General features: G+C 61.2%; 20 protein-coding genes. 7 read left to right on the forward strand and 13 right to left on the reverse strand.

The window, feature by feature from the left end; translation table 11 throughout:
- From ACR9Y2_RS19395 to ACR9Y2_RS19420, 6 genes are all read right to left on the reverse strand, one after another.
- Positions 1 to 1,617 (reverse strand): PP2C family protein-serine/threonine phosphatase, encoded by a 1,617-nt coding sequence (locus ACR9Y2_RS19395; protein ID WP_435043246.1) that lies wholly within the window; start codon positions 1,615 to 1,617, stop codon positions 1 to 3.
- A gap of 48 nt (positions 1,618 to 1,665) precedes the next feature.
- A complete protein-coding gene (locus ACR9Y2_RS19400) occupies positions 1,666 to 2,838 on the reverse strand; it encodes a GNAT family N-acetyltransferase (RefSeq protein ID WP_435043247.1) in 1,173 nt (390 codons plus the stop codon).
- A gap of 210 nt (positions 2,839 to 3,048) precedes the next feature.
- Positions 3,049 to 3,666, reverse strand: coding sequence for a 3-isopropylmalate dehydratase small subunit (leuD, locus tag ACR9Y2_RS19405; RefSeq protein WP_435043248.1), 618 nt, complete (start codon positions 3,664 to 3,666; stop codon positions 3,049 to 3,051).
- Positions 3,667 to 3,678: 12 nt separating this feature from the next.
- The gene (gene leuC, locus ACR9Y2_RS19410) at positions 3,679 to 5,082 is read right to left on the reverse strand and encodes a 3-isopropylmalate dehydratase large subunit (protein ID WP_435043250.1); all 1,404 of its coding nucleotides are present in this window, start codon (positions 5,080 to 5,082) and stop codon (positions 3,679 to 3,681) included.
- Between the two features lie 81 nt (positions 5,083 to 5,163).
- Positions 5,164 to 6,246 carry a 3-isopropylmalate dehydrogenase gene (leuB, locus tag ACR9Y2_RS19415; RefSeq protein ID WP_435043252.1) on the reverse strand — a complete coding sequence of 361 codons (1,083 nt, stop codon included), beginning with the start codon at positions 6,244 to 6,246 and terminating at the stop codon, positions 5,164 to 5,166.
- A gap of 51 nt (positions 6,247 to 6,297) precedes the next feature.
- Entirely contained in the window at positions 6,298 to 7,497 is a 1,200-nt protein-coding gene (locus tag ACR9Y2_RS19420; protein ID WP_435043253.1) for a 2-isopropylmalate synthase, read from the reverse strand.
- A gap of 194 nt (positions 7,498 to 7,691) precedes the next feature.
- Between ACR9Y2_RS19420 and ACR9Y2_RS19425 the strand changes: the two genes are divergently transcribed.
- Both ACR9Y2_RS19425 and ACR9Y2_RS19430 read left to right on the forward strand, forming a co-directional pair.
- Positions 7,692 to 8,576, forward strand: coding sequence for a LysR family transcriptional regulator (locus tag ACR9Y2_RS19425; RefSeq protein WP_435043255.1), 885 nt, complete (start codon positions 7,692 to 7,694; stop codon positions 8,574 to 8,576).
- Positions 8,573 to 9,439 (forward strand): alpha/beta hydrolase, encoded by an 867-nt coding sequence (locus ACR9Y2_RS19430; RefSeq protein ID WP_435043256.1) that lies wholly within the window; start codon positions 8,573 to 8,575, stop codon positions 9,437 to 9,439. The genes ACR9Y2_RS19425 and ACR9Y2_RS19430 overlap by 4 nt, the downstream gene beginning before the upstream one ends.
- Here ACR9Y2_RS19430 and ACR9Y2_RS19435 read toward each other — a convergent pair.
- A complete protein-coding gene (locus tag ACR9Y2_RS19435; RefSeq protein ID WP_435043257.1) occupies positions 9,436 to 11,280 on the reverse strand; it encodes a M14 family metallopeptidase in 1,845 nt (614 codons plus the stop codon). The genes ACR9Y2_RS19430 and ACR9Y2_RS19435 overlap by 4 nt on opposite strands.
- Before the next feature lie 53 nt (positions 11,281 to 11,333).
- Between ACR9Y2_RS19435 and ACR9Y2_RS19440 the strand changes: the two genes are divergently transcribed.
- From ACR9Y2_RS19440 to ACR9Y2_RS19455, 4 genes are all read left to right on the forward strand, one after another.
- The gene (locus ACR9Y2_RS19440; protein ID WP_435043258.1) at positions 11,334 to 13,130 is read left to right on the forward strand and encodes a DUF885 domain-containing protein; all 1,797 of its coding nucleotides are present in this window, start codon (positions 11,334 to 11,336) and stop codon (positions 13,128 to 13,130) included.
- Between the two features lie 193 nt (positions 13,131 to 13,323).
- On the forward strand, positions 13,324 to 13,842 hold the full coding sequence (gene lepB, locus ACR9Y2_RS19445; protein ID WP_435043259.1) for a signal peptidase I: 519 nt from the start codon (positions 13,324 to 13,326) through the stop codon (positions 13,840 to 13,842).
- A 25-nt stretch (positions 13,843 to 13,867) separates the two neighbouring features.
- Positions 13,868 to 15,241 (forward strand): sensor histidine kinase, encoded by a 1,374-nt coding sequence (locus ACR9Y2_RS19450; protein WP_435043260.1) that lies wholly within the window; start codon positions 13,868 to 13,870, stop codon positions 15,239 to 15,241.
- Between the two features lie 125 nt (positions 15,242 to 15,366).
- Complete coding sequence (locus ACR9Y2_RS19455) at positions 15,367 to 15,576, forward strand: hypothetical protein (protein ID WP_435043261.1); 210 nt, start codon at positions 15,367 to 15,369, stop codon at positions 15,574 to 15,576.
- Between the two features lie 17 nt (positions 15,577 to 15,593).
- Here the strand turns inward: ACR9Y2_RS19455 and ACR9Y2_RS19460 are convergent, their stop codons facing one another.
- The 4 genes from ACR9Y2_RS19460 to ACR9Y2_RS19475 form a co-directional block, all read right to left on the reverse strand.
- Positions 15,594 to 15,806, reverse strand: a complete 213-nt coding sequence (locus tag ACR9Y2_RS19460) for a DUF2905 domain-containing protein (protein WP_435043262.1) — start codon at positions 15,804 to 15,806, stop codon at positions 15,594 to 15,596.
- A gap of 963 nt (positions 15,807 to 16,769) precedes the next feature.
- Complete coding sequence (locus tag ACR9Y2_RS19465; RefSeq protein WP_435043263.1) at positions 16,770 to 16,991, reverse strand: hypothetical protein; 222 nt, start codon at positions 16,989 to 16,991, stop codon at positions 16,770 to 16,772.
- A gap of 280 nt (positions 16,992 to 17,271) precedes the next feature.
- Positions 17,272 to 18,147 carry an aminotransferase class IV gene (locus tag ACR9Y2_RS19470; RefSeq protein WP_435043264.1) on the reverse strand — a complete coding sequence of 292 codons (876 nt, stop codon included), beginning with the start codon at positions 18,145 to 18,147 and terminating at the stop codon, positions 17,272 to 17,274.
- A 35-nt stretch (positions 18,148 to 18,182) separates the two neighbouring features.
- Positions 18,183 to 19,016 carry a HipA family kinase gene (locus ACR9Y2_RS19475; RefSeq protein WP_435043265.1) on the reverse strand — a complete coding sequence of 278 codons (834 nt, stop codon included), beginning with the start codon at positions 19,014 to 19,016 and terminating at the stop codon, positions 18,183 to 18,185.
- Between the two features lie 85 nt (positions 19,017 to 19,101).
- On the opposite strand from ACR9Y2_RS19475, the gene ACR9Y2_RS19480 reads away from it, so the two are divergent.
- Positions 19,102 to 19,320 (forward strand): hypothetical protein, encoded by a 219-nt coding sequence (locus ACR9Y2_RS19480; protein WP_435043266.1) that lies wholly within the window; start codon positions 19,102 to 19,104, stop codon positions 19,318 to 19,320.
- Positions 19,321 to 19,464: 144 nt separating this feature from the next.
- Here the strand turns inward: ACR9Y2_RS19480 and ACR9Y2_RS19485 are convergent, their stop codons facing one another.
- Together ACR9Y2_RS19485 and ACR9Y2_RS19490 are read right to left on the reverse strand one after the other, a co-directional pair.
- A complete protein-coding gene (locus tag ACR9Y2_RS19485) occupies positions 19,465 to 20,205 on the reverse strand; it encodes a hypothetical protein (RefSeq protein ID WP_435043267.1) in 741 nt (246 codons plus the stop codon).
- 110 nt (positions 20,206 to 20,315) lie between these two features.
- Entirely contained in the window at positions 20,316 to 21,857 is a 1,542-nt protein-coding gene (locus ACR9Y2_RS19490; RefSeq protein WP_435043268.1) for a transglycosylase SLT domain-containing protein, read from the reverse strand.
- Between the last annotated feature and the right edge of the window lie 180 nt (positions 21,858 to 22,037).

The raw sequence follows: 22,037 nt of genomic DNA on the forward strand, positions 1-22,037 counted from the left end.
TCAGTCGGTCCTCTTCAGCACCATGACCGTAATGTCGTCAAACTGCGGAGCGCCGGCCGCGAATTCATCAATTGACTGGAACACATGGTCCAGGATCTCGTTCGCCGGCAGGTGCACGGTCCGCCGCACGCACTCCACCGCCCGCTCCACGCCAAACTCAAGATCGTCCACCGTGCAGGCATCTGTCACACCGTCGGAGTAAAGCATCAGGACATCCCCGGGGTGTATGTCGAACTGGACCACTTCGTATTCCCGCTTCGGAAAAAGTCCGATCGGCAAACCCGTGGTGGTCAACATCTCCACTTCGCCATTCGCCCGCAGCAGGATTCCGTCGGAGTGGCCGCCATTGACGTATTCGCACTGGCCACTCACCGGATCATACCGGACGAAGATCGCCGTGCTGTACTTGTTGCCCGGCGTCGACGCGTACAGCAGATCGTTGGTGCGTGCCGCCAGGTCGATCAGCGCCGGATGCGACGACAACAGCGCCCGCAGGGTCGCCTGGATATTCGCCATCAACAGCGACGCCGAAATGCCCTTGCCCGAGATATCGGCCACGCACAACAGATGCGGATTGTCCCGGCCGCAGGCCCCAATCGGCAGCACGTCGTAGTAGTCGCCGCCCACCTGCCGCGCCTGCCTGTTCCGCGCCCAGATGTCCGATTGCCGCAGGTCCGGCAGAGTCTTCGGAAACAGATCCTGTTGGATCGACGCCGCCAGCGTCAGTTCCTTCTCCAGTTGCTGCCGGTATAACGTATCCCGGAAGTGCCAGGCGTTGTCGAGCGCGACCGAAGCCTGTGCGATCAGGCCCGTGCAGAAATCGAGGTCAGAGGTGCTGTAAGGCAAATTCGCCGGCCGCGGGCCCAGCGCCACCATGCCGCAAATCGTCTCGCCCGACCGCAGCGGGAACAGCAGGAATCCGTTCGCCTCCACCGTGTTGCCGGTCTCATCCAGCAGCCCGCGCCAGGTCTCCAGTTCCTGGATCTCAATCCCTTTGGCTCGGGCGATGACCGGCTGATTCTCTTTCCAGGTCAACATGCCGTGCTTTCGAACGGCCCACCGGCCGCTCAACGTCAGCATTAGCATCTGCGCCACTTCGTCCGCGTCGATCGTCGCCGCCAGGCCGCGCACCAGGTCCAGCAATGCGCGCAGTTCCTGGATCTTCTGGTCCAGCGCCCGGTTGCTCTTGACGACATCGGAGTGCGCCCGCGCGTTTGCGATGGAAGCCGCCGCCAGCGAAAGCAACGCCTCCAGGAAGTCCACTTCACCCGGTTCCAGTGCGCCGCGGGCCGGCTTACCCAACGCCAGTACACCCAGCGGACCGGCCTCGTCACATATGGTATGAATCGAGTCCAGCCCCAACTCCAGGGCCTGCGTCGCATCGAACACAGCACCTGCCTTCAAGCCGGGCACGCCGCGCGACAAGGCGATCTTCAGCTCATCGCCATCCTTCAACGCAACCGCCGCCCGCATGATCAGCAGCCGCCCCATGACGGTCCTCAGCAAATGCCGCAGTTGATCTTCCAGTTTTAGTGAAGAACTGAGCAGTTTGGCGGATTCGAGCAGGCTCTCCAGCCTCGTTGCGTCGAGTCGAGTGTCCGTCAGGCGCGCGTCCATTGAAGAGAGGATAGCGCGGAGCCGCCTCGGTTGTCTTAACAGTGGTTTTTAGTGAGTGACGGCCGTCGCGTCGTCTCCCGCCACGCTCTCTTCCATCATTGCCTTGCGCCGCCAGCGCGTCTTCAGCCACTTGAGCAGGCCCGTCCGCTCCAGCAGCGCATATGCGATCGTCCGCACCGCACCGGTGAAGGCCCGCAACACCATCAGTTGCACGCCGCGCCACGACCGCCGGAACAACAGCGTCTCCACATGCATCGCATGCTCCGACGCGTAGACCTCTTTATATCCGCTATCGCCCAGGCCAAACTCGATCATTTTCACCCCGCCCAGCCCGCACAGGTCTTCCAGCACATGGTGAAATACCGCTGTGCCCGCGCTCAGGTGGCGGAACTCGTCGTCAAAGCCCGTATACGAGCCCCAATAGGTCCCCTTGTACAGATAGCCCTGGTAGAACGCCAATGGCCGGCCATCCAGGTAGAGCAGGTAGATCCGCGACATGCCGTGATCGCACAGCCACCTCAGCTTCTTCATCGCCAGTTCACTCGGATCGAACCCCGCGCCGATCTTGCACTGATAGCTCGCCTGGTCGATCTGCCGCAGATCCCTGAGCGCCTGCTCCAAATCCTCCGGCTGTGTGAAGCAGCGGCACTCCACCACACCGGCTTTCTGCAGGCGGTTCTGCACCACCTTCACTTTTCGCCGTGTGTTCTTCGAGTGCTCGCGCAGCAGATCCTCATACTTAGGTGGCAGCGTCCGGCGCCAGCGTCTGTTCTTGAGTGGGAAGTGGTCGCAGAATACGAACGACGACTTGTGCAGTTGGCGGTCCAGCGCGCCGCCCTCGGGAATGTAGCCGAATCGCGCCACATCCGCACCGCTGCTCCGGAATAGTTGCCTGATCCCGTCCACCAGCGCCCGCGCTGCCGCGTCATCGAGTTCACCCCATACCCGGCCGTAATCGACGTTCAACTGGTGAACCCTGCTATGGCCGACCGTCTTTGTGCCCAGCCGCCACTCCATCTCCGTCTCTTCCAGTTTGGCGGCCAGCACACCCCGGATCTCGCCACCCTGGCGGCAAACCAGGAAGATCAATCCGCTCTCAAACTCCAGGCATGCCGCATCGGCCTCCGGAAACCAGCCCGCCTCCGCCAGAAAAGGGCGGTAGGGTGCCATCTCCTGCCACGACCGGAGTATCTCTACCACCGGAACTACTTCTTCCGTCATTACATCTCATTCATCGGCAGGTTCACCACAGCGCAATACCGGATGTTCGATAGGCATTTCTGGCGGGGAAACTGGAAAAATAGGTGGGGATTCAATCCGGCGGGCGGGCGATTTCGTACTTGCCCTTACGTGGGAAACGAAGGGCCTCATCCGGCTATTCGTATGGGCGGTGGCGGCACTGGCCGGAGGGACAGCGCCGCCACCTTTCTTCTAGAGCGCGACAGCCAGCGTGTTCAACCCGTCCGGATGGGCCTGCTCGTACGCCGCGATCTCCGCTTCGTGCTTCAACAGGAACCCGAGCTCGTCCACGCCTTCCAGCATGCACGTCTTCGAGAACTCATCCACCGGGAAGGTACACGTGCTGCCATCTGGCAGTGTCAGGGTCTGGCTCGCCAGATCCACGCTTACCTTGGCCAGCGGGTTCGATTGCAGCGTGCTGAACAACTTGGCATGCACGTCCCGCGGCACCGCAATCGGCAGCAGCGAGTTCTTCAACGAGTTGCCCTTGAAGATGTCCGCGAACGAGGTCGAAATCACCGCGCGGAACCCGAACTGCGTCAATGCCCACGGAGCATGTTCGCGCGACGAACCGCAGCCGAAGTTGTCTCCGGCCAGCAGAACCTGCGCCGACTTCGCCGGCTCCTGGTTCAATGGGAAATCCGCCTTCGGCGATCCGTCCGCGTTGTAGCGCCAGTCGAAGAACAACTGGTCGCCCAGGCCCACCTTCGAAATCGTCTTCAAAAACCGGGCTGGGATGATCTGGTCGGTATCAATGTTATCGGTCGGCAGCAACGCCACCGAAGATTCAAATGCCGTGAATTTTTCCATGTCCGGTTCTCCTTACCCAACCAGCGTGCGCGGATCCGTCACCGTTCCGCTGATGGCCGATGCAGCCGCCGTCAACGGGCTGGCCAGGAACGTCCGCCCGCCCTTGCCCTGGCGTCCTTCGAAATTGCGGTTGGAGGTCGACACCGAATACTGCCCTGGAGTTAACTGGTCTCCATTCATCGCGATACACATCGAGCAGCCCGCCTCGCGCCATTCCGCGCCGGCATCCCGGAACACCTTGTCCAGCCCCTCGGCCTCGGCTTCACGCTTGATCTGCTGCGAACCAGGCACCACCATCACCCGTACCTTCGGGCTCACCTTCCGGCCCTTCAGGACGCCCGCCGCCGCCCGCAGGTCGCTCATCCGCGAGTTCGTGCAGGAACCGATGAACACCACATCCACCGGCCGCCCGGTGAGCGGCTTGCCCGGCTCCAACCCCATGTAAATAAGCGCTTTCTTTAAAGTCTCGCGTTCCACTGAGTCACTGATCGACGCCGGATCGGGCACCGCTCCGTTGATCGAAATGCCCATGCCCGGATTCGTGCCGAACGTGATCATCGGCTCCAGCGTGTCCGCGTCGATGCTGATCTCGTGGTCATACGTCGCGCCTTCGTCCGTCGGCAGTTCGCGCCACTTGGCCACAGCCGCATCCCACGCCGCACCCTGCGGCGCAAAAGGCCGGCCGCTCAGGAACTGATATGTGACATCGTCCGGAGCGATCAGGCCGGCGCGCGCCCCACCCTCAATCGACATGTTGCAGACGGTCATCCGTTCTTCCATGGTCAGCGCGCGGATCGTTGAACCTGTATACTCCAGTACGCATTCCGTCCCGCCGCCCACACCAATCTTCGCGATCAGCGCCAGAATGATGTCCTTCGCGGCCACACCCTGCCTCAGCGTGCCGTTCACATGCACGGCGAAACTCTTCGACTTCCGCTGCAGCAGCGTCTGCGTCGCCAGCACATGCTCCACCTGCGATGTGCCGATGCCGAACGCCAGCGCGCCAAACGCACCGTGCGTTGCCGTGTGCGAGTCGCCGCAGACCACCGTCTGGCCCGGTTGCGTCAGGCCGTACTCCGGTCCAATCACATGGACAATGCCCTGACGGTTGCTGAGGAAGCCAAAGTGCGGGATCCCAAACTCCCGGCAGTTCTTCTCAAACTGCTCCACCTGGGCCTTGGCGATCGGGTCGATGATGGGCAGGTCGCGCGGGGCCGTGGGCGTCGAGTGGTCGCACGTGCCAAAGGTCTTGTCCGGCCGGCGTACCTTCAGCCCTCGGTCGCGCAGACCCTGAAATGCCTGGGGCGAGGTCACTTCGTGGACCAGGTGCAAATCGATGTAAAGCAAAGCCGGAGCGCCGGCCGGCTCGCTGACGACGTGGGAATCCCAGAGTTTTTGGATGATTGTGCGGGGCATGGACTGATTTCTTTCCAGATCACTCCGCCGCTGGAGCGCCGGGCTTGCGGGATAGCCCGGGGCGCCAGCGGTGGAGCAAAGTTAGATCGCTGCGCAGATGGCCGCGCCAACCTGTTCCGTCGTGAGCGGAGCGCCCTTCGGCTTCAGATCGGCGGTCACCTGGCCGGCGTTCAGGACTGTTTCAATTGCATTGTTGACGGCCGTGGCTTCTTCCATCAGGCCGAAGGAGTACTCGAGCATTGCCGCCACGCTGCCAATCGCGCCCAGCGGATTGGCTTTGTTCTGGCCGGCAATGTCCGGCGCCGAACCGTGGACCGGCTCATACAAACCCACCCAGGCGCCCGACGGCTTCTGCTCGCCGATCGAGGCCGACGGCAGCATCCCGATCGAACCGGCCAGCACGGCGCCTTCGTCCGACAGGATGTCGCCAAACATGTTCTCGGTCACCACCACGTCGAAGCGGGTCGGGTTCAGCACCAGCTGCATGGCGCAGTTGTCGACCAGGATGTGCTCCAGTCCGACGTCCGGGAATTCGGCTGAGACTTCAACCATTACTTTGCGCCAGAGCTGCGAAGTCTCAAGGACATTGGACTTATCCACCGACGAAACCTTCTTGCGGCGCTTGCGGGCCAGATGGAACGCCATACGCCCGATGCGCGCGATTTCGGCGCGCGTATAGGTCATGGTGTTCGTGCCGCGTTCCGTATCGCCGCTGCCTTCCACGCCGCGCGGTGTCCCATAGTAAATGCCGCCAGTCAACTCACGGACGATGATCATATCCGTACCCTCAATCCGCTCATTCTTCAGGGGAGATGAGTCGATTAAGGCTTTGTAGGTACGCACCGGCCGCAGGTTGGCATATACGCCCAGCACCTTGCGGATCCCCAGCAACCCGCGCTCCGGCCGTTGGGCCGGAGGCGCGTTGTCGAACTCGGGCAGGCCCACCGCGCCCAGCAGGGTCGCGTCGGCGTCCGCCGCCAGCCTGGCGGTTTCGTCCGGAAACGGCGTGCCGGTCTTATGGATGGCAATGCCGCCCAGCAACCCGTCGGTGAGTCGCACCGTGTGGTTATACTTCTCGGACACCCGTTGCAGGACACGCACGGCCTCGCGCGTGACTTCCGTGCCGATGCCGTCTCCGGGCAGAACTAGGATGTTCAGGTTCATGTTGCGTAATTGTTTAACTGTCTACTGTCAACTAATAGCAATCAGGGGTATTTAGTCCGTAGCGGCAGACTCGGAATGGACGCCTTCGCCCGCCTTGAGCGTGTGGATCAGCGCCAGGATCTCCTGGTCGGATACACCCTTCTTCCGGTCGGCAATCTCGATGAATCCGTGATAGACCGCGTCCAGTTCTTCTTTGCCCAACTGGTAGCCCAGGTGCTCGCACTTCGACCGCAGCGCATGCCGCCCGGAGTGCTTGCCCAGTACCAGCCGTCCCTCTGGAATCCCGACCGACTGCGGATCAATGATCTCGTAGGTCGACTTTTCCTTCAGGTAGCCGTCCTGGTGGATGCCCGCTTCGTGCGCGAAGGCGTTCGCGCCCACCAGCGCTTTGTTCGGTTGCGGCCCGAAGCTGATGATTCCAGTCAGCATCTGGCTGGCCGGGAAGATCTGCTCGGTCACGATGCCCGTGTAGAACGGCAATCGGTCCTGCCGGACCTTGATCGCCATCACGATCTCTTCCAGCGACGCATTGCCCGCCCGCTCGCCGATGCCGTTGATGGTGCATTCCACTTGACGGGCTCCGGCGCTGACCGCGGCCAACGAGTTGGCCATCGCCAATCCCAAATCGTCGTGGCAGTGCACACTGATGATGGCCGAGTCGCCCACCGCACGCACCATCCGGCCGATCAGTTCCGCATGCTCGTCCGGCACGGAATAGCCGGTTGTATCCGGTAGATTCACCGTACGGGCGCCGGCCGCCACCACCGCGCGCGTCACCTGTTCCAAATAGTCCGGATCGGTGCGCGTCGCATCCTCGGCCGAGAACTCCACATCCTCGACATACTGCCGGGCCAGTGCGACCGCCGCGCAGGCCTCGTCCAGCACCTGCTGACGGGTCTTCTTGAGCTTGTATTTCAGGTGGATATCGCTTGTGGCGATAAAAGTATGGATTCGCGAACGCTTGGCCGGCTCCAGCGCACTGGCCGCTCGCTCCACGTCCATCTTGCAGGCCCGGCTCAACGCCGCAACCTGAACCCAAGGCAGTTCCGATGACACAAGCCGGACCGCCTGGTAGTCGCCTTCTGAGGCAATCGGGAACCCTGCTTCCAGGATGTCTACCCCTAGCTCCGCCAGCTTGTGGGCCATCCGAAGCTTCTCTGGCACCGTCATCGAACACCCGGGCGACTGTTCACCATCCCGGAGAGTCGTGTCGAAGATGTAAACGCGCTCTCTGTTTTGCGTATCTACCATTCTGCGTTCGCGCTCCTTAGTTGAGGGCCCCGCCCGCCTGGGGTGTGGTGACACTGGCGAGGGAAGGGCCAACTATCTTCATTGTGGGGTGGAAGGTCCAATTTGACAAATTTATAATGTGCTTGTCCAGAATAACTGAGACGAATATAATAAGTTCTGTAAATGGGCGCTAGGGTCGCCCCTAGGCTGGACGTATGGAACTATATCCACTGAAAGTTTTCCTAACTGTAGCAACCGAAAAGAGTTTCTCGCGCGCCGGAGAGAAACTGCTCCGGACACAGCCGGCCATCTCCCTGGCTGTGCAGCGGTTGGAGGCAGAGCTTTCCGAAAAACTCCTCGATCGCACAGGTCGCGAACTCGTCCTCACCGATGCCGGCAAGATCGTCCTGGAATACTGCCGCCGCTTTGAGAACCTGGAACGCGAAATGGACAACGCGCTGGCCGAGCTGCGCGACATGGCAGCCGGCCGTCTCTCCATCGGCGCCAATGAGTCCACATGCCTTTATTTGCTAAAACATATCGAGAGTTATCGAAGGCTTTACCCGAAGGTCAAAGTGCAGGTGCGGCGCACCCTCTCCAGTAAGGTTCCCGCCCAGTTGATCGACGGGGACCTGGAGTTAGGCGTAGTCAGCTACGATCCTGAAGACGACCGCCTGGAAAACCGCATTATCTACATCGATCACCTCTCGTTCGTTCTCTCGCCGCAGCACCGCTTCGCCGGTAGGAAATCCATCTCCATCAAGGAACTCGGGATGGAGACCTTCATCGCCCACAACGTCCTGAGCCCCTATCGCGAGGTGGTCATCAAGGCTTTCCAGCGCGCCAAAGTTCAGCTCAACATGGACGTCGAGATGCCCACGGTGGAGACCATCCGGAAGATGGTGCAGAAGAACGAGGGCGTCGCCTTCCTGCCCAAGATGTGCGTGGAGCAGGAGCTGGAGCAGGGTCTACTGGCTGAAGTAGAAGTTGAAGAATTACGTGTAGATCGTAAGATCCGCTTGGTTTACCCAGCGAGGCGCGCCCTCAGCCATGCCGCCAACGCCTTCCTGGAGGTAGTGCAGGGGCCGAAGTCGGAATGAAGCGCCGGATCCGGATCCTATTGATCGAGGCTCTGGTCATCGGTGTCGCGGTCTCCTGTCTCGGCGGTGTCGTTCTCTGTGAGAATGCCCTGCGCCTGCCGGCCGATATGCGGTCCACGCCGCGGGCCGGCTTCGGCTTTCCGGTCGAGATCCAGGCCGCCGATGGCATCCCGCTCAGGGCCTCCTGGTTTCCGCCCAGGGACCCCGGCGCGCCGGTGGTTGTCCTGCTGCATGGTGTAGCGGATTCCCGCCACGGCTTCGCGGGTATCATCGCGATGCTCCAGCGAAACGGCTTCGGAGCGCTGGCGCCGGACAGCCGCGGCCATGGCATCAGCGGCGGCGACCAGTTCACCTTCGGCCTCAAGGAAGTCGGCGACCTGAATCGCTGGTGTGACTGGGTGGAGAAGTCGAGCCCCGGCAGCAAGTTATACGGCCTGGGCGAATCGATGGGCTCCGGGACACTCCTGCAAGCCTCCGGTCCAGGCACGCGCTTTCGGGCGGTCGTGGCCGAGAGTCCCTTTGCCACGTTCTGGATGGTGGCCAACCACCGTGTGGGCCAGTTGGTCGGCTTCGCCTCGACGCCTTTTGTGGCCGGTGCATTCGTCTATGCCCGATTAAGGTATGGGTTGAGCTTTAGTGATGCATCTCCATTGAAACAAGTGAGTAAGCCTGGAATTCCTATCCTGCTCATTCATGGCGCCAAGGATGAGAACATTCCCATCGAGCACAGCCGGGTCCTGGCAGCAGCCAACCCCACTCGCATTCAGCTTTGGGAGGTGCCCGACGGCGATCACGTGGACGCCAGCGTGCGGGCACCTGTCGAATTCGAGCGGCGGGTGATCGCGTTCTTCCGCGCGAATTAGCGGGAACCCAGGGCGGAAGTCACCGCCGGCAGTTCCGCCGGAGTCACACGAAGCACCGGGTAAGTGTCCTTGTCAGGTTCAAAGTACGGCGACCGCTGGAACAGCCACAGCAGCCGGGCCCGGGGGTTTTTGGCGAATGTCGCATCGGACTGCACCTTGGCATCGAACTCCGCCTTCAGCGCCGCATCCTGTTTGAGCATCTCCACCGCGTATGGCTCGAAGACATAGTCGCTAAAGTACTCTTTCTGCTCGAATACAGACTGGAAGAAGCCCCAGCGCACCGCTGAATCCGGAGCCGCCGGTTCCAGGATCTGCATCGCCAGCTTGCCCGCCCGCTGTGCCGCTGGAACATACACGCTGCCCGCCGGAATCTCTACCATCTGGGTCGCATTGCGCGTGCTGAACGATTGCACCTGGAATCGCCCTTCGAACGGCGCAGCCGCCCAGCGCACATTCTCCACCCTCATCACCTCCATTTTTCGCTTCAATGGTTTGTTGATGGTTTGCGTCTTAATACCATGCAAATGAAGCAATTCGATAACTTCGTTCCATTGCCTGGGAACAAGGTATCCGGCCGGGGCCGCCGGCGCCACTTTCTCAGCCAGGCTCCGCACCAACTGCACCGGCTGGTCAACCGGCTTCGAGGAGTACCGCGCCACTGGCCCTCCGGATACCGTGCTGACCGGCCGCTCAAAGGCCAGCAGCCGTTGGACATACGGTTCCGACTTGTCGCCCGGCGCACCCTCCAGGAAGACCTTCTCCCCCGGCTTCAGCGCTTCATACCGTTGATCCGCCGCCAGCGACGCCGCGCGCAGCGCCTTCGCCTCAGCGCAAATCGCATCCAGGGATACCGCCATGATGTCGTAATGAGACCAGATTCTCGTTTTGAACGACTTCAGTGAATGCGTCTCCACCAGCAACGCCGCCCGGTTCTGCGCGGCCGCATAGCCCGTGGAATAGCGCGGAGACGCGGTCATCACGGCCAGTGCGTCGCCGTTCCGGCCGCGGCCTTCGATATACCAGCCCACCACATGCCCCAGCTTCTCCATCTCCGGGATCAACCTGGCTAAGTACTTCTTCGCTACCCATTCGCCTACCTCGGGCGCGATGTCCTGTTCCGTGTGTGTGGCGATGGTGACGTCATATTGGTTGTCGCTGCCGTCCGTCACATGATTGTCGACCAGAAAGTCAGGCAGCCACGCCGTGTACAGCTTGAGCCAAGCCCGCATCTCGGGCGTCCCGGCCTTGATGTAATCCCGATTCAAATTGAGACGGTTGGCGTTGACACGGAAGCCCATCTTCGCCGGGCCGTTCTCGTTGATCCGGTTATAACCGGAGACATGCTCATGCCCGTCGGCATTAAACACCACGATTGAGATCAGAATGGCGTGGTCGAGCCACGCGGCATGGCGTTTCGTAACCAGCACATCCCGCAGCAGCATCATAGCCGCGTCTTTGCCGCCATTCTCCCCGGCATGGATCCCGTTCTGCAGCAGGACCACCGGCTTGCCGGTCCGGCGAGCCGTCTCCGGCGTAAAAGCCTTTTCCTTGGAGACGATTAGGGCGTATAACGTGCGGCCTTCCCCAGTCTCCCCAAGGGGTACCAGCCTAGCCAACGGGGAGAGTTTCTCCAGGCGGCGATAGAAGGCAACAGCCTCTTCGTAGCTGCCGGTCTCCCGGTAGCCGGTCGCTTCTGCGTGCGTTCGCAGGTCTTTCGGAGCGGCCATGGTGCTCTCGGCGAGCGATTGCGCGGCCTGCATGGTGGCGGTTTCGGCTTGCGATTGCGGCGGCATGGGCGGAACGGCAGCCATTTGGAGGGCGAGCAAAAAACACAGTGACATCTTTTTCAGACTAGCCGAATTCCAACCTTCGCCCCGCTGGTAGACTTGTCGGTATGCGGAAGTATTGGCCGGCCGGACTCGTCGTGGCGCTCGCCCTCAGTGGCTGCGGCGGCGCGAAGCAGCAGACACAAGCTGTCGACTTTGAAAAACTTACGGGCGATTTTGTATATTCAACATTAGCTCTTTCGCCTGTCGCGGCGACCTCCTCCGGCTACCACCAGCACAACGGAGTTGTGCTCGATTCCATCCTGGATGACTATTCGGCCGAAGGCCTGGAGAAGCAGCGGAAGCACTTCCACGACTGGAAGGCGCGCCTGGCGGCTATCGATCAGTCATCTTTGGACGCTGATTCCAAAGCGGATCTCGAGATGATGCAAGGCCAAGTGGACTATGCCCTGCTCGACCTCGACACCATCCAGTCGTTCCAGCACAACCCGACCGTCTATGTTGAACTCATCGGGAATTCCATCTTCACGCCCTACAGCGTTGAATACGCTCCGGAAGCGCAACGCTACCAGCACATCATCGACCGGTTGAAGGCCGTACCCGCGTTTCTGGCTTCCGCGCGGAAGACGCTGGTGGATTCCAACACCGTCTGGACTCATGTGGCGATCGAAGAAAATGAGGGCAATCTGGCCCTGGTTGAGAAAGTCATTCCCGCAAGAGTCCCGGCGGACAAGAAAGCCGAATATGACCAGGCGGCAAAGAATGCCGTCGATGCGATGCATTCCTTCAACGACTACTTGAAGTCGGTCAAGGACACCGGAGCCGACGGCTGGCGGCTGGGCAAAGCGAACTACGACCTGAAGTTCAAACTCGCGGTGGGCAGCGACACCACGCCCGAACAGATGCTGGCGGACGCCGAGGCGGAACTTCTGGCCGTGCGGAAGAAGATGTTCATGCTCTCTCTCCCGCTGCACGTGAAGTTCTACCCCACTCATAAGGATCCGGTCGACCTCAATCTGATCGTCGGTGAGACCCTCGCCAAAATCGCCCAGAAGCATGTGAAAGCGGACGATTACTTCAAGGAAGCCGAGAAGACTCTGGCCGAGACCAGGGCCTTCCTCAAATCCCACGAAGACAAGATCGTCAAGATGCCCGGCCAGGACAACCTGAAGCTGATCGAGACGCCCGGGTTCATGCGCGGCATTTACGGCGTGGGCGGCTTCAATCCGGCCCCGGCCCTCCAGCCGGAACTCGGCGCCTTCTACTGGCTGACTCCGATCCCCAAGAGTTGGCCGAAGGATCGCGTGGAGTCGAAGCTGAGGGAATACAACGACTACGGGTTGAGAATCCTCACGATCCATGAAGCCATTCCGGGTCACTATGTACAGTTGGAATACTCGAACGCCGTGCAGCCCAAGTCACGGCGCGTGCTGCGGTCGGTATTCGGCAGCGGCCCGTACGTCGAGGGCTGGGCGGTCTATGCCACGGACGTGATGATCAACGAAGGCTATCTGGATAAGAACCCCGAAATGGCGCTGACCTGGGGCAAGCAGCAGCTCCGTGCCATCTCCAACACCATCCTCGACATCAAGATGCAGACCATGGGCATGACCGACGACGAGGCCATGAAATTGATGCTGGAGAAGACGTTCCAGGAAAAAGAGGAAGCGACGGCCAAGCTGCAGCGGGCGAAGTTGAGCTCCTGCCAGTTGCCCACTTACTTCGCCGGCTACCGCGCCTGGAAGCAGTTGCGAGCCGCGGCCGAGAAAGCCGAGGGCGCCCGGTTTGTACCGGGTGAGTTCCACCGCAAGGCGCTGGCTGCGGGTGCGCTGCCGCTGCCCTCGCTGGGCCGGCTGCTAGGCTATTCCACTCAGGCTCCAGCCGCTGCCGCGCCAAAGCAGTAAGGGTGGGATGGAAACCTCGATCAGTTCGGTACGTCCAATCGATTGAGGAGCTTGGATCGGGCTGGCCGCGTCCCGGCGCTCCCCCGGCCCGGATTGGCTATCAGTTTCATAGGCTCCAGTACAAAGGAGCCTTGCTAAGGTCTGGATTACCATGCTTCAATCAGGGCATCCCAAGTTCGGGAGTTGACCGCAGATGTGGAAACAGGCTGGATTCTGGATCAGAGACCTGACTCTCTCAGTCCTGATTGCGCTTGTCGTCATTCTGTTCCTTTATCAACCCGTCAAGGTGGAAGGAACCAGCATGATGCCGGCGCTGCAGGACCAGGAACGTGTGTTCATCAACAAGTTCGTCTACCGCCTCGGCTTCGGAGAAGTCTCGCGTGGCGACACCGTCGTCTTCTGGTTTCCGGGCGATCCTTCCAAGTCCTACATCAAGCGGGTGATCGGGCTGCCAGGCGACCTGGTGGAGGTCCGCGCAGGCACGGTGGTTGTGAACCAGAAAGCGTTGGAGGAGCCCTATGTTCCGGAAGAGTACCGGGACCGGCAATCCGTGGCTCCGATGAAAGTGCCCGAAGGGCAATACTACGTGCTGGGCGACCATCGCAGCTCTTCCAACGACAGCCGTAGTTGGGGACCTGTGCCGCGCGACGCCATCTACGGCAAAGCTGTCTTCGCTTACTGGCCGCTGGCCAAGCTCGGTTCTGTTCCATAGAACGACCAAACCGCTACTCTGAATCATGGTCGAGCAGGAAGATCACGGGTCAAATCTCAGGCGGATCCGCTGGCTGCTCGGCATGGGCTTCGGCGGGCTGCTGGCCCTGATGGTGCTGGTCAACGCCTACTCGGTGAAAGTGCTGCAGGAAGTTGATGAGATCGATGATGGCGGCACCAACGAGTTCCTGGCCAAAAGCGATCAACTGAACCTGTTGCGTTTGAATGCCGGCCTGACGGCCTCCCGTGTGCGCGACGCGGTGCTGGATCCAAAGAGTTCCGACCGCAAACGGGAAGGCGAAGCCGCTCGGGCCGCTGCCGCCGATACCCTGGTCGCCCTGGATCACCTGCGAAAACTGGCCAATCCGGCCGAAGCGAAACTGCTGGACGAGTTCGACTCCAGGTTCACTTCTTATTGGGAGTACGCGTCGGTGGCCGTCGAGAATGCGATGACGATGGGCCGCACCGGCAGCTACAACATCTTCGCTGAGCAGTTGGCTCCGGGTCGGGAAGGGTTCATGCATCCTCTGGACGATCTGCGGCGAAGGATGGAAAGCGATCTCCGTGCGGCCGACAAAACCGCATCTCAGTTAATCCTCACCCTACGCCAGCGCGTGTCGATGACTATCCTGCTGGCGACCGTCCTGGCCGCGGTCCTGGCATTCCTGACGGTTTTTTACTTAATGCGGCTTGAGCGCCTGGCCGCGCGCCGGTATCTGGAAGCTCAGGAGGGGAAGGCCGCCCTGGGCCAGCTCTCGGCCCGGTTGGTGGATGTCCAGGAAGAAGAGCGCAGGAGCCTGGCGCGCGAGCTGCACGACGAGGTAGGCCAGTCGCTTTCCGCCCTGCTGGTGGATCTTGGCGAAGCCCAGCACTACTCGCCCCCGCACATCAAGCCGCTGCACACGGCTCTGGAATCCGTGAAGAACCTGGCCGAGACGACCATCTCGAACATCCGCAACATCATGCTTCTGCTGCGGCCCTCCATGCTGGACGATTTAGGACTGATGCCCGCGCTGCACTGGCAGGCCCGGGAGACGACGCGAACCTCCAGCGTGCGCGTCCAGGTGCTGGCCGACAACGACGATCTCGAACTCCCTGACAGCCATCGGACAGCCGTATACCGAATCGTCCAGGAAGCGCTGCGCAACGTGACGCGGCACTCCGGCGCGACGATGGCCGTGGTCAGTGTCCGCTGTACAGACACGGGCGTGGTGGTCGAGGTGAAAGACGATGGCCGCGGATTCGACGCCAACGCCAACAAGGGCGTAGGCCTGCTGGGCATGAAAGAGCGGGTGGATCACCTGGATGGCAGTTTCCGGATCACCTCGCAGCCGGGGCAGGGCACTCTCATCCGTGTCGAACTGCCGCTGCCGGTGGAAGCGCAATCCTCCGCCGGGTAACTGCACCCCGGCTTCACCAGCCGCCAAAATACCATTCCGACGGGAGTCACCGCCCTGGGCCGGGCTGCGTTCATTAGGGTGGGCACGGCCACGACAAGACGCCGGGCCCGGAAAGAGGATCCAGAATGAAACACGGACATAACGCTCTGCGGGGCGCCCTGATGACGTTCGCCGCTGCTGGCGCGATGGTGCTGGCGGCCGGCTCAGCCCGCGCTGACGTCTTTGTACACTATCCCGCTGCCGCGGCCAAAGCCGTGGCTGGCGGTGGAGCGCACGTCGTCAAAGCAACCGCCCACGGCGCCAGCCGCATGGTGAAGGCGGTCCGGCACGTCTGACCGGTGCGCACTGACTTCTATTTCCGGCGCAGGATCCAAACGGCCAGGGAATAGAGCAGACTCAGCAGCAGGCACGTGACGATGGGGAAGTAGAAGGTCGTATTCTTGCCGCGGATGGTGATGTCGCCGGGCAGCCGGCCCAATGGAATGTGGAGCTTACCGGCAAGATAGACGGCCAGGCCGGCGGTGAATAGCACGGCCCCGAGAATCATGAGCGTGCGTGCCATCATCGGGCGGCTCCTGCCCGATGGGTCCATCCGGGGACAAGGTTTGTTGCTGGCATGGCCGGGCGGCTCAATTTGGGCCTTGGTCCTATGATACCGGAGCCGGAGCGTGGCCAGCGTGCGAAACAGAAACCGGCACGCACGTTTTATGCACAGTCTTTGCACAGAGCGTGCCCTGTATCCATCTGATTCAAAAGGAAATAAAGTCTGAGGATTCCCGTTACGAAATCGCAATATTCCTTTGACTCAAAAACGGATCGGGTGCATATTGGGGTTGGTTCCAAGAGGTTCACGGAACAGCGAGCCGAAGGGAATGTAGCGGACCTGGAACGATGATCCGCCGGTGTTGAAACTTTATAGAATCCACCGGTGGGGAGCGAAGGGAAATCGGGCATTGCCTGCGGTAAGTTTCTTAGGCGGCAGGCCGGATCGGGTGCTTTGATCTGGAGGGGTGCGAGCCCTGAAAGGGAGCGACGAATCGGTAGCGCCGTCGAGAGTGGTGTTGACAGAGTGTTCAACGGATCTTGGTTGTAGAGCTCCCCGGAGGTTCTCGAGACTGGCCGAGGAGGGAGACCGAGGTGGACCGGGTTCATGAAATCAGCATTGCGGGATCGAAGAGGTAGGGCAGGAGCTTTAACCCCTCCAAGGTGACCCGGCAACGGGAGAGTCTTTGAGGGCGAGCAAAAGCCCGCGTCGAGGTTCCAACTTCGCTTCGGCAATTACAGCCGGCGCAGCGAGAGGCATTGAAGCGCAGGCGGGGAAATCCCGCAGGCGTCGAGCCAATCGAACCAGCGCTCAAGTTGCCGTAAGTGACAGGTCCAAGCCTGGCATGCAGGTTGGGGGACGAGCTGAATCCGAGGGTCACTTGGAACCATTTTCATTTGGTGACGCGGTTCGCGCACCACTTGCCCCCAGCCACACCCCAAGCTCGCCAATCGAACACGAGCCGCCAGCGCCCCGGCTGCTCAACTACCCGCCGTACAATTCGTGATAATCCGCCGCCGCCGGTGAGATGGGTTGCTGCTGCGCCTGCTGTTCCGCGGGCCGCACATACTTCTGCTTCCTCGGCCGCCAACTCAGGAAATTGTTGCGGCAGGGCTCACACCGCCAGCGATGGGCGCCAAACCATACCTTTAAATCCATCCAGGCGCTTTGCTTGTAGTATTTGGGATCCCAGGTGGCAAGATCCATGCGCAGGCAGCGCGGACATTTCGCATAGCCAGCATTGGCAACACCCAGCGGATTTGCCAGAAATCTGTGGTAGCAGTCAGAACACCGGAAGGAATAGAACCCCACGAACGATAGGAGATTCTGACGGAACCCGTGGGCGGGCACACTCCTCACGCGTGAAGAATCGCATTCCGGACAGTTGACGAACTTCCTCTTGGGCAATTCAACCCTCCTCCGTAAGGGTCCTTAGCAGTATATCCCAGATCTCCGCAATGTAGCTATCTTTAGTTGGCTCTATGCCCTACGTGCCAACCATTGCTCTACGGACAGCCTGCGCGACGTAGTCTCTTTCGTACTTCTCAAATTCCGCAGCCAATGACTGCCGAACCCGGTCGCCGGTCTGCACCGCGAGGCCTTCCACTTCTGAAACCGGCAGGAGATCTCGAGTACTGGACGTTATGAATATACCATCAGCTCGCTCCAAGTCATCCAAGGATATTGTCCTTTCGATGATTTGAACGCCGGGAATCTGTATTTTTTCGACCAGAATCTGCCGCGTAATGCCGGGAAGGCATCCGGACGACAGCGGCGGGGTCGCCACCGTGTCCCCAAAGCAGGCAAAGATGTTGGCCGAGGTGCACTCACAAACTTCCCCCCGCTCATTCAGCAGCACCACTTCGTCCTGGCCGCGGCGGTGGGCCTCTTCATACCAGACGAGGTTCATCGCCCAGGACGTCGTCTTCGTGCCCGTGAAGACGCAGGCCGCGTGGCGGGCATTGGGCACGATGCCGAGTTTGCAGGTGCTGCCCCAATTGCTGCGCGGCGCGGTGAAGGCGATCAGGTCGAACTCCGGGTCAGTGACCGGGCCGGACCACATGGTGCCTGTGTTCCGGACAATGGCCACGCGCATGGTCGCATTGGCCTCCTGGTTTGCCTCCACCAGGCGTAGCAGCATGTCTTCGAGTTCGTCCGCGGACCACGGGAACGGCACCCGCAGCAGGTCTGCATCCCGGCTCAATCTGGCCCAGTGGCGCTTGAATTCGAACAACACGCCCTCCACCACTTTGATGGTGGAAAAGATGCCCCAGCCGGAGAGCAAACCTACCTGGCCGGGATTCAGTATGAACTCGCTGGAGGGGCGGATCTGACCGTTGTGGAGGAGTTGGGGGCGGATCACCTACCCAGTTTACTCGAAGGGCGAGTCCGCCTCATTCATCGCCAGAGTGGAAAATAGTGGGCCTTGGCTCGCACCGTGGCCACCAGCAGATCCTCGATCCGCGCGCGGCGCCTCATCAGGCGGTCGAGCAGGGCCTCCAGCAATTCGGAATCGCCCTCCAGCCAGGACTGCGGCATCTGCCGCAGCACGTCGTCGCACAGGCTCTCCGGACAGTAGCGGGCCCGGTCGAGCCACGGCTGGAAGTCGTCCAGGCCCCGCACCGGCGCATAGACGATGGGGCGGAAGTACAAACCCTGAATGGGCGAGTCGTGGAACTCCCACTGCGGTCCATCGAAGATGTAGCCGTGGTCGACCATCTGCGCGATGAAGCCTTTCTGCAGCGCCGGCGCGGACGGCTCGGCCAGCCAGTCGCGAATCCGCCGCCGGAAGAAGATGGCCTGCCGGGCATCGGAATTGGAGGTCCACTTGTCGAAAACCAGGGCGCCCAGGAACTGCCGCAGGTTCACAACGCTGGTCAGCAGGGAGTCCGGCAGATAGTCGTACACCGCATCGCTGGCCGGATTGCCCGGAAACTGCGAGCCGAAGTGCCAGCCGGCCGACACCGTTCGTCGACCGTTGCCCAACTGCAGACAGATGTCGGGCTCCACCGCCAGCAGATCGGGCGGCAGGTTGACCACTCGAACCTCGGGTGCGGCAATCTGCAGGTGCTGCAGAAACACGGCCGCGACCCACTCGTTCACCAGAATCCGGCGGTGCTGCGGGTTCTCCAGGAACTTGGTGACATAGTGGCGTCCGTCGTCACAGGCAAAAAGTTGGGCCTGTGCGCCGCCACGCATGCGGCGTTCCAGCCGCGTCGCGTTCACCGGCATCTGCAATCTAGGATAATCGTTTAGTGAGTTTCCGGCACCCGCTCAAGGCGCGGGCAGCCGATTTTTATCAGGAGCAACAGAGACTATGGAAGAGAAGTCCAAGACGCCCGAGACCCAAAGCGGCAAGGGTGGAGATGAAATCGCGCTGGAACTGATGAAGTTCATTGCCACCGCCACCGGATATGGACGTGGCTCGCAGGCAGTGGGCTTTGCCGGAAAGGGCGCCCGCACGCCGGAAGAGCAGGCCGACACGCTGCTCGAGCTGTTTGAGCGCTGCCGGACGGTGGTCAAGAAGGAAAGCTAAACGGCACCGTCTTCCCAAAAGAGATCAGGGCGCCCCATCCGGCGGCGCCCCATTGAACATCAGCATGGGCTGAATTGGTTTCGGTCAGATCGCCCAGAAGGCGGTCCAGGTTCTCTCGTGCCGTTCTTTGACGGCATCTGGAGCCTACTTCTTCTTGGCAGCGGCCTTCTTGGGGGCAGCGGCCTTCTTGGCGGGCGCGGCAGCCTTCTTAGCAGGAGCAGCAGCCTTCTTGGCAGGTGCGGCAACCTTCTTGGCAGGAGCAGCGGCCTTCTTGGCGGGCGCAGCGGCCTTCTTCACGGGCGCAGCGGCCTTCTTCACGGGCGCGGCAGCCTTCTTGGCGGGCGCGGCGGCTTTCTTCGTTGCTGTTTTCACTGTTTTCTTAGTCACCTTTCGGACGGCGGGTTGCGCCGTTGTTTTCGCGGCCGGTTTTCCGGACGCGTTCCCAACCTTGCGGACGGGAAGTTGTACAGAGGATGCCTTCTTCTGCTCGGGCCGCTTGGGTTCGGCTTTCGGCGGAGCCGCGGCAGGTTTGTCCGGCTGAACCACCTTCGCTACCGGAGCCGCCGGCTCAACCGGCTTCGCGTGAACTGCGGCTGGGGGCCGGACGGGCGGCGCTGGTTTGCGGCTCACCACAGGCTGCGGTGCCGGAACCGGCTCAGCCGGGCGTGCAACTGGCGGCGTCACAGGCGCCACCGGTGCGATCGCAGCCGGCCGCACGGGCGCGGCAGGCGCACGTCTCGGTGCAGGCTTATCCTCTTCTAAATCGTTATCGTCGAAAGCGGTATTGCTGCGCACTTCTCCCACCGCATCGTCATTGAATGCGGTGTCGAAATCAGTGTCATCCTCGTCGAACGAATCGAAGAGACGAATATCCCTTTGCGGCATGGTCGATCAAGCCTCCTGCTTGGCCGAATCATAATTAGGATAACTTGTTTTTTAGCTTTCGCAACAGGGGGGGTGTCTGAAGCACCTGATCAGGTGTCCCGCCGCAAGGCTTAGCGGCTAATGGGCTTGTGCGTCTTGGAGACCACTGCGACGCGTTTCGCGGCTGCCGGACGGATGCGCGTAGCCGTCGCAGTATAGCCCCGGCGGGCTGTCCCACGGGCCTTGGAAGACACTGCGCGCTTGACAGGCTGCACCTGGACAGAGGCCGGAATCAGCAGCATTTCGCCGCTTTCCGGCGCATCGAAGAACGAAGAATCCAGACGCGCGTTGGCGGCAATGATCGAACCCGCTGCCGTCGAATAGCGGCGGGCAATCGCGGTCAACGTCTCACCTTCGGCTACCCGGTGCAGCCGCCACGAGTCTCTTTTCGACTCAGGAACCGACTCGAGCGCGGCCAGAACCACGCTGCCTTTTGTTTTCGGAACACGCACTTCGTAGTTCCCCGGCGCCAGGTTGCGCAGCAGCGAAGGGTTGAGATCGCGAATCTCGGCCACTGGCAGATCGGCCGCATCGGCAATCAGCGACAGGCTGGTGACGCACGTGGTCTGCACCGTGTCGTATTCCATCGCCGGCTCCGGCGTCTCCGGCGTGATGCCGTAAGCTTCCGGGTTCTTGCTGATGATCGCCATCGCCAGAATCGCCGGCACGTAGTTCATCGTCTCGCGGGGCAGCACACTGCGCGAACGCAATTCCCAGAAATCGGCGAAACCAGTGCGCTGGACGGCACGCTCCACACAGAACGGCCCACAGTTGTAGGCGGCCATCGCCAGATACCAGTCGCCCAGTTGCGAGTAAAGATCACGCAAATGCTTGGCGGCGGCGCGCGTCGCTTTTTCAGGATCCAGGCGGTCGTCGTGCAGCGCGGAGGAGTTCAGGCCATATTCCGTGCCCCGGCTGCGCATAAACTGCCACATGCCGGCGGCGGCGACGCGGCTCACCGCGCGCGGGACAAAGCCGGATTCGGCCTGCGCCAGGCTGATCAACTCCTGCGGCACCCCTTCTTCGTCCAGGATGCGCGAAATCATCGACTTGTACCGGCCCGCATGCTTCCAGCCGTAGATCATCACGCGGCGCCCACGCTCACTCGTAAAGTAATTGATATAGCTGAGGACGGCGTCGTTCACCGTCAGGGGGAGTTCTGAGGAGGCGGCTGCTACCTGGGCCAGCGTACGGTCTTTCAGGCGGGGGTCGATGGGGAAGGTGCGGTCAAGGATCTCAGGCAAGTTGGACTGGACGAATACAGGACTTTCCGGGGACTCACCGCTGCCCAGCGACTCGATGTCATAACGGTGGATCAGCCGGATCAGCTCTTCAGACTTCTTCTCAGCCACCGAACGGTCCGGCGTGGATTCCGGTACATCCAATAGCGTGTCGATGGCCTGGTCGAATTCCTTGCGGGCCTCATCGATCTTGCCTTCCTGGATGTAGAACTTACCGTACTGGAAGTGCTTGTCGGAGTCGCGGACGGCCTTCTGGGAGGGGGTCAGGCTATCGGAGGAAATCTCTTTCGGCAGCAGTAACGCCGGCTGCTTGAGATTCACATAAGGATTGGACGCTGGTTCGGCGGTCTCCTCGGCCTTCGCGGCCGCCATGAACCCAGCCGGCCAGAACCCGTTGGTGTGTGGCCCTAATCGTGCAGGAGTTTGCCCAGAGGCGGTAATCAGAGTGGCCAGGCAGGCCAGCGAGGTACGAAGGAGATGATTGCTTAGTTTCATTCCGACCTGGTCACGAACTGGAATATTGCGCTTACATGACTATCGAACAATTGACTC

It is taken from the genome of Paludibaculum fermentans, assembly GCF_051172195.1.
In the GTDB taxonomy this organism is placed as follows: Bacteria; Acidobacteriota; Terriglobia; order Bryobacterales; family Bryobacteraceae; genus Paludibaculum; species Paludibaculum fermentans_A.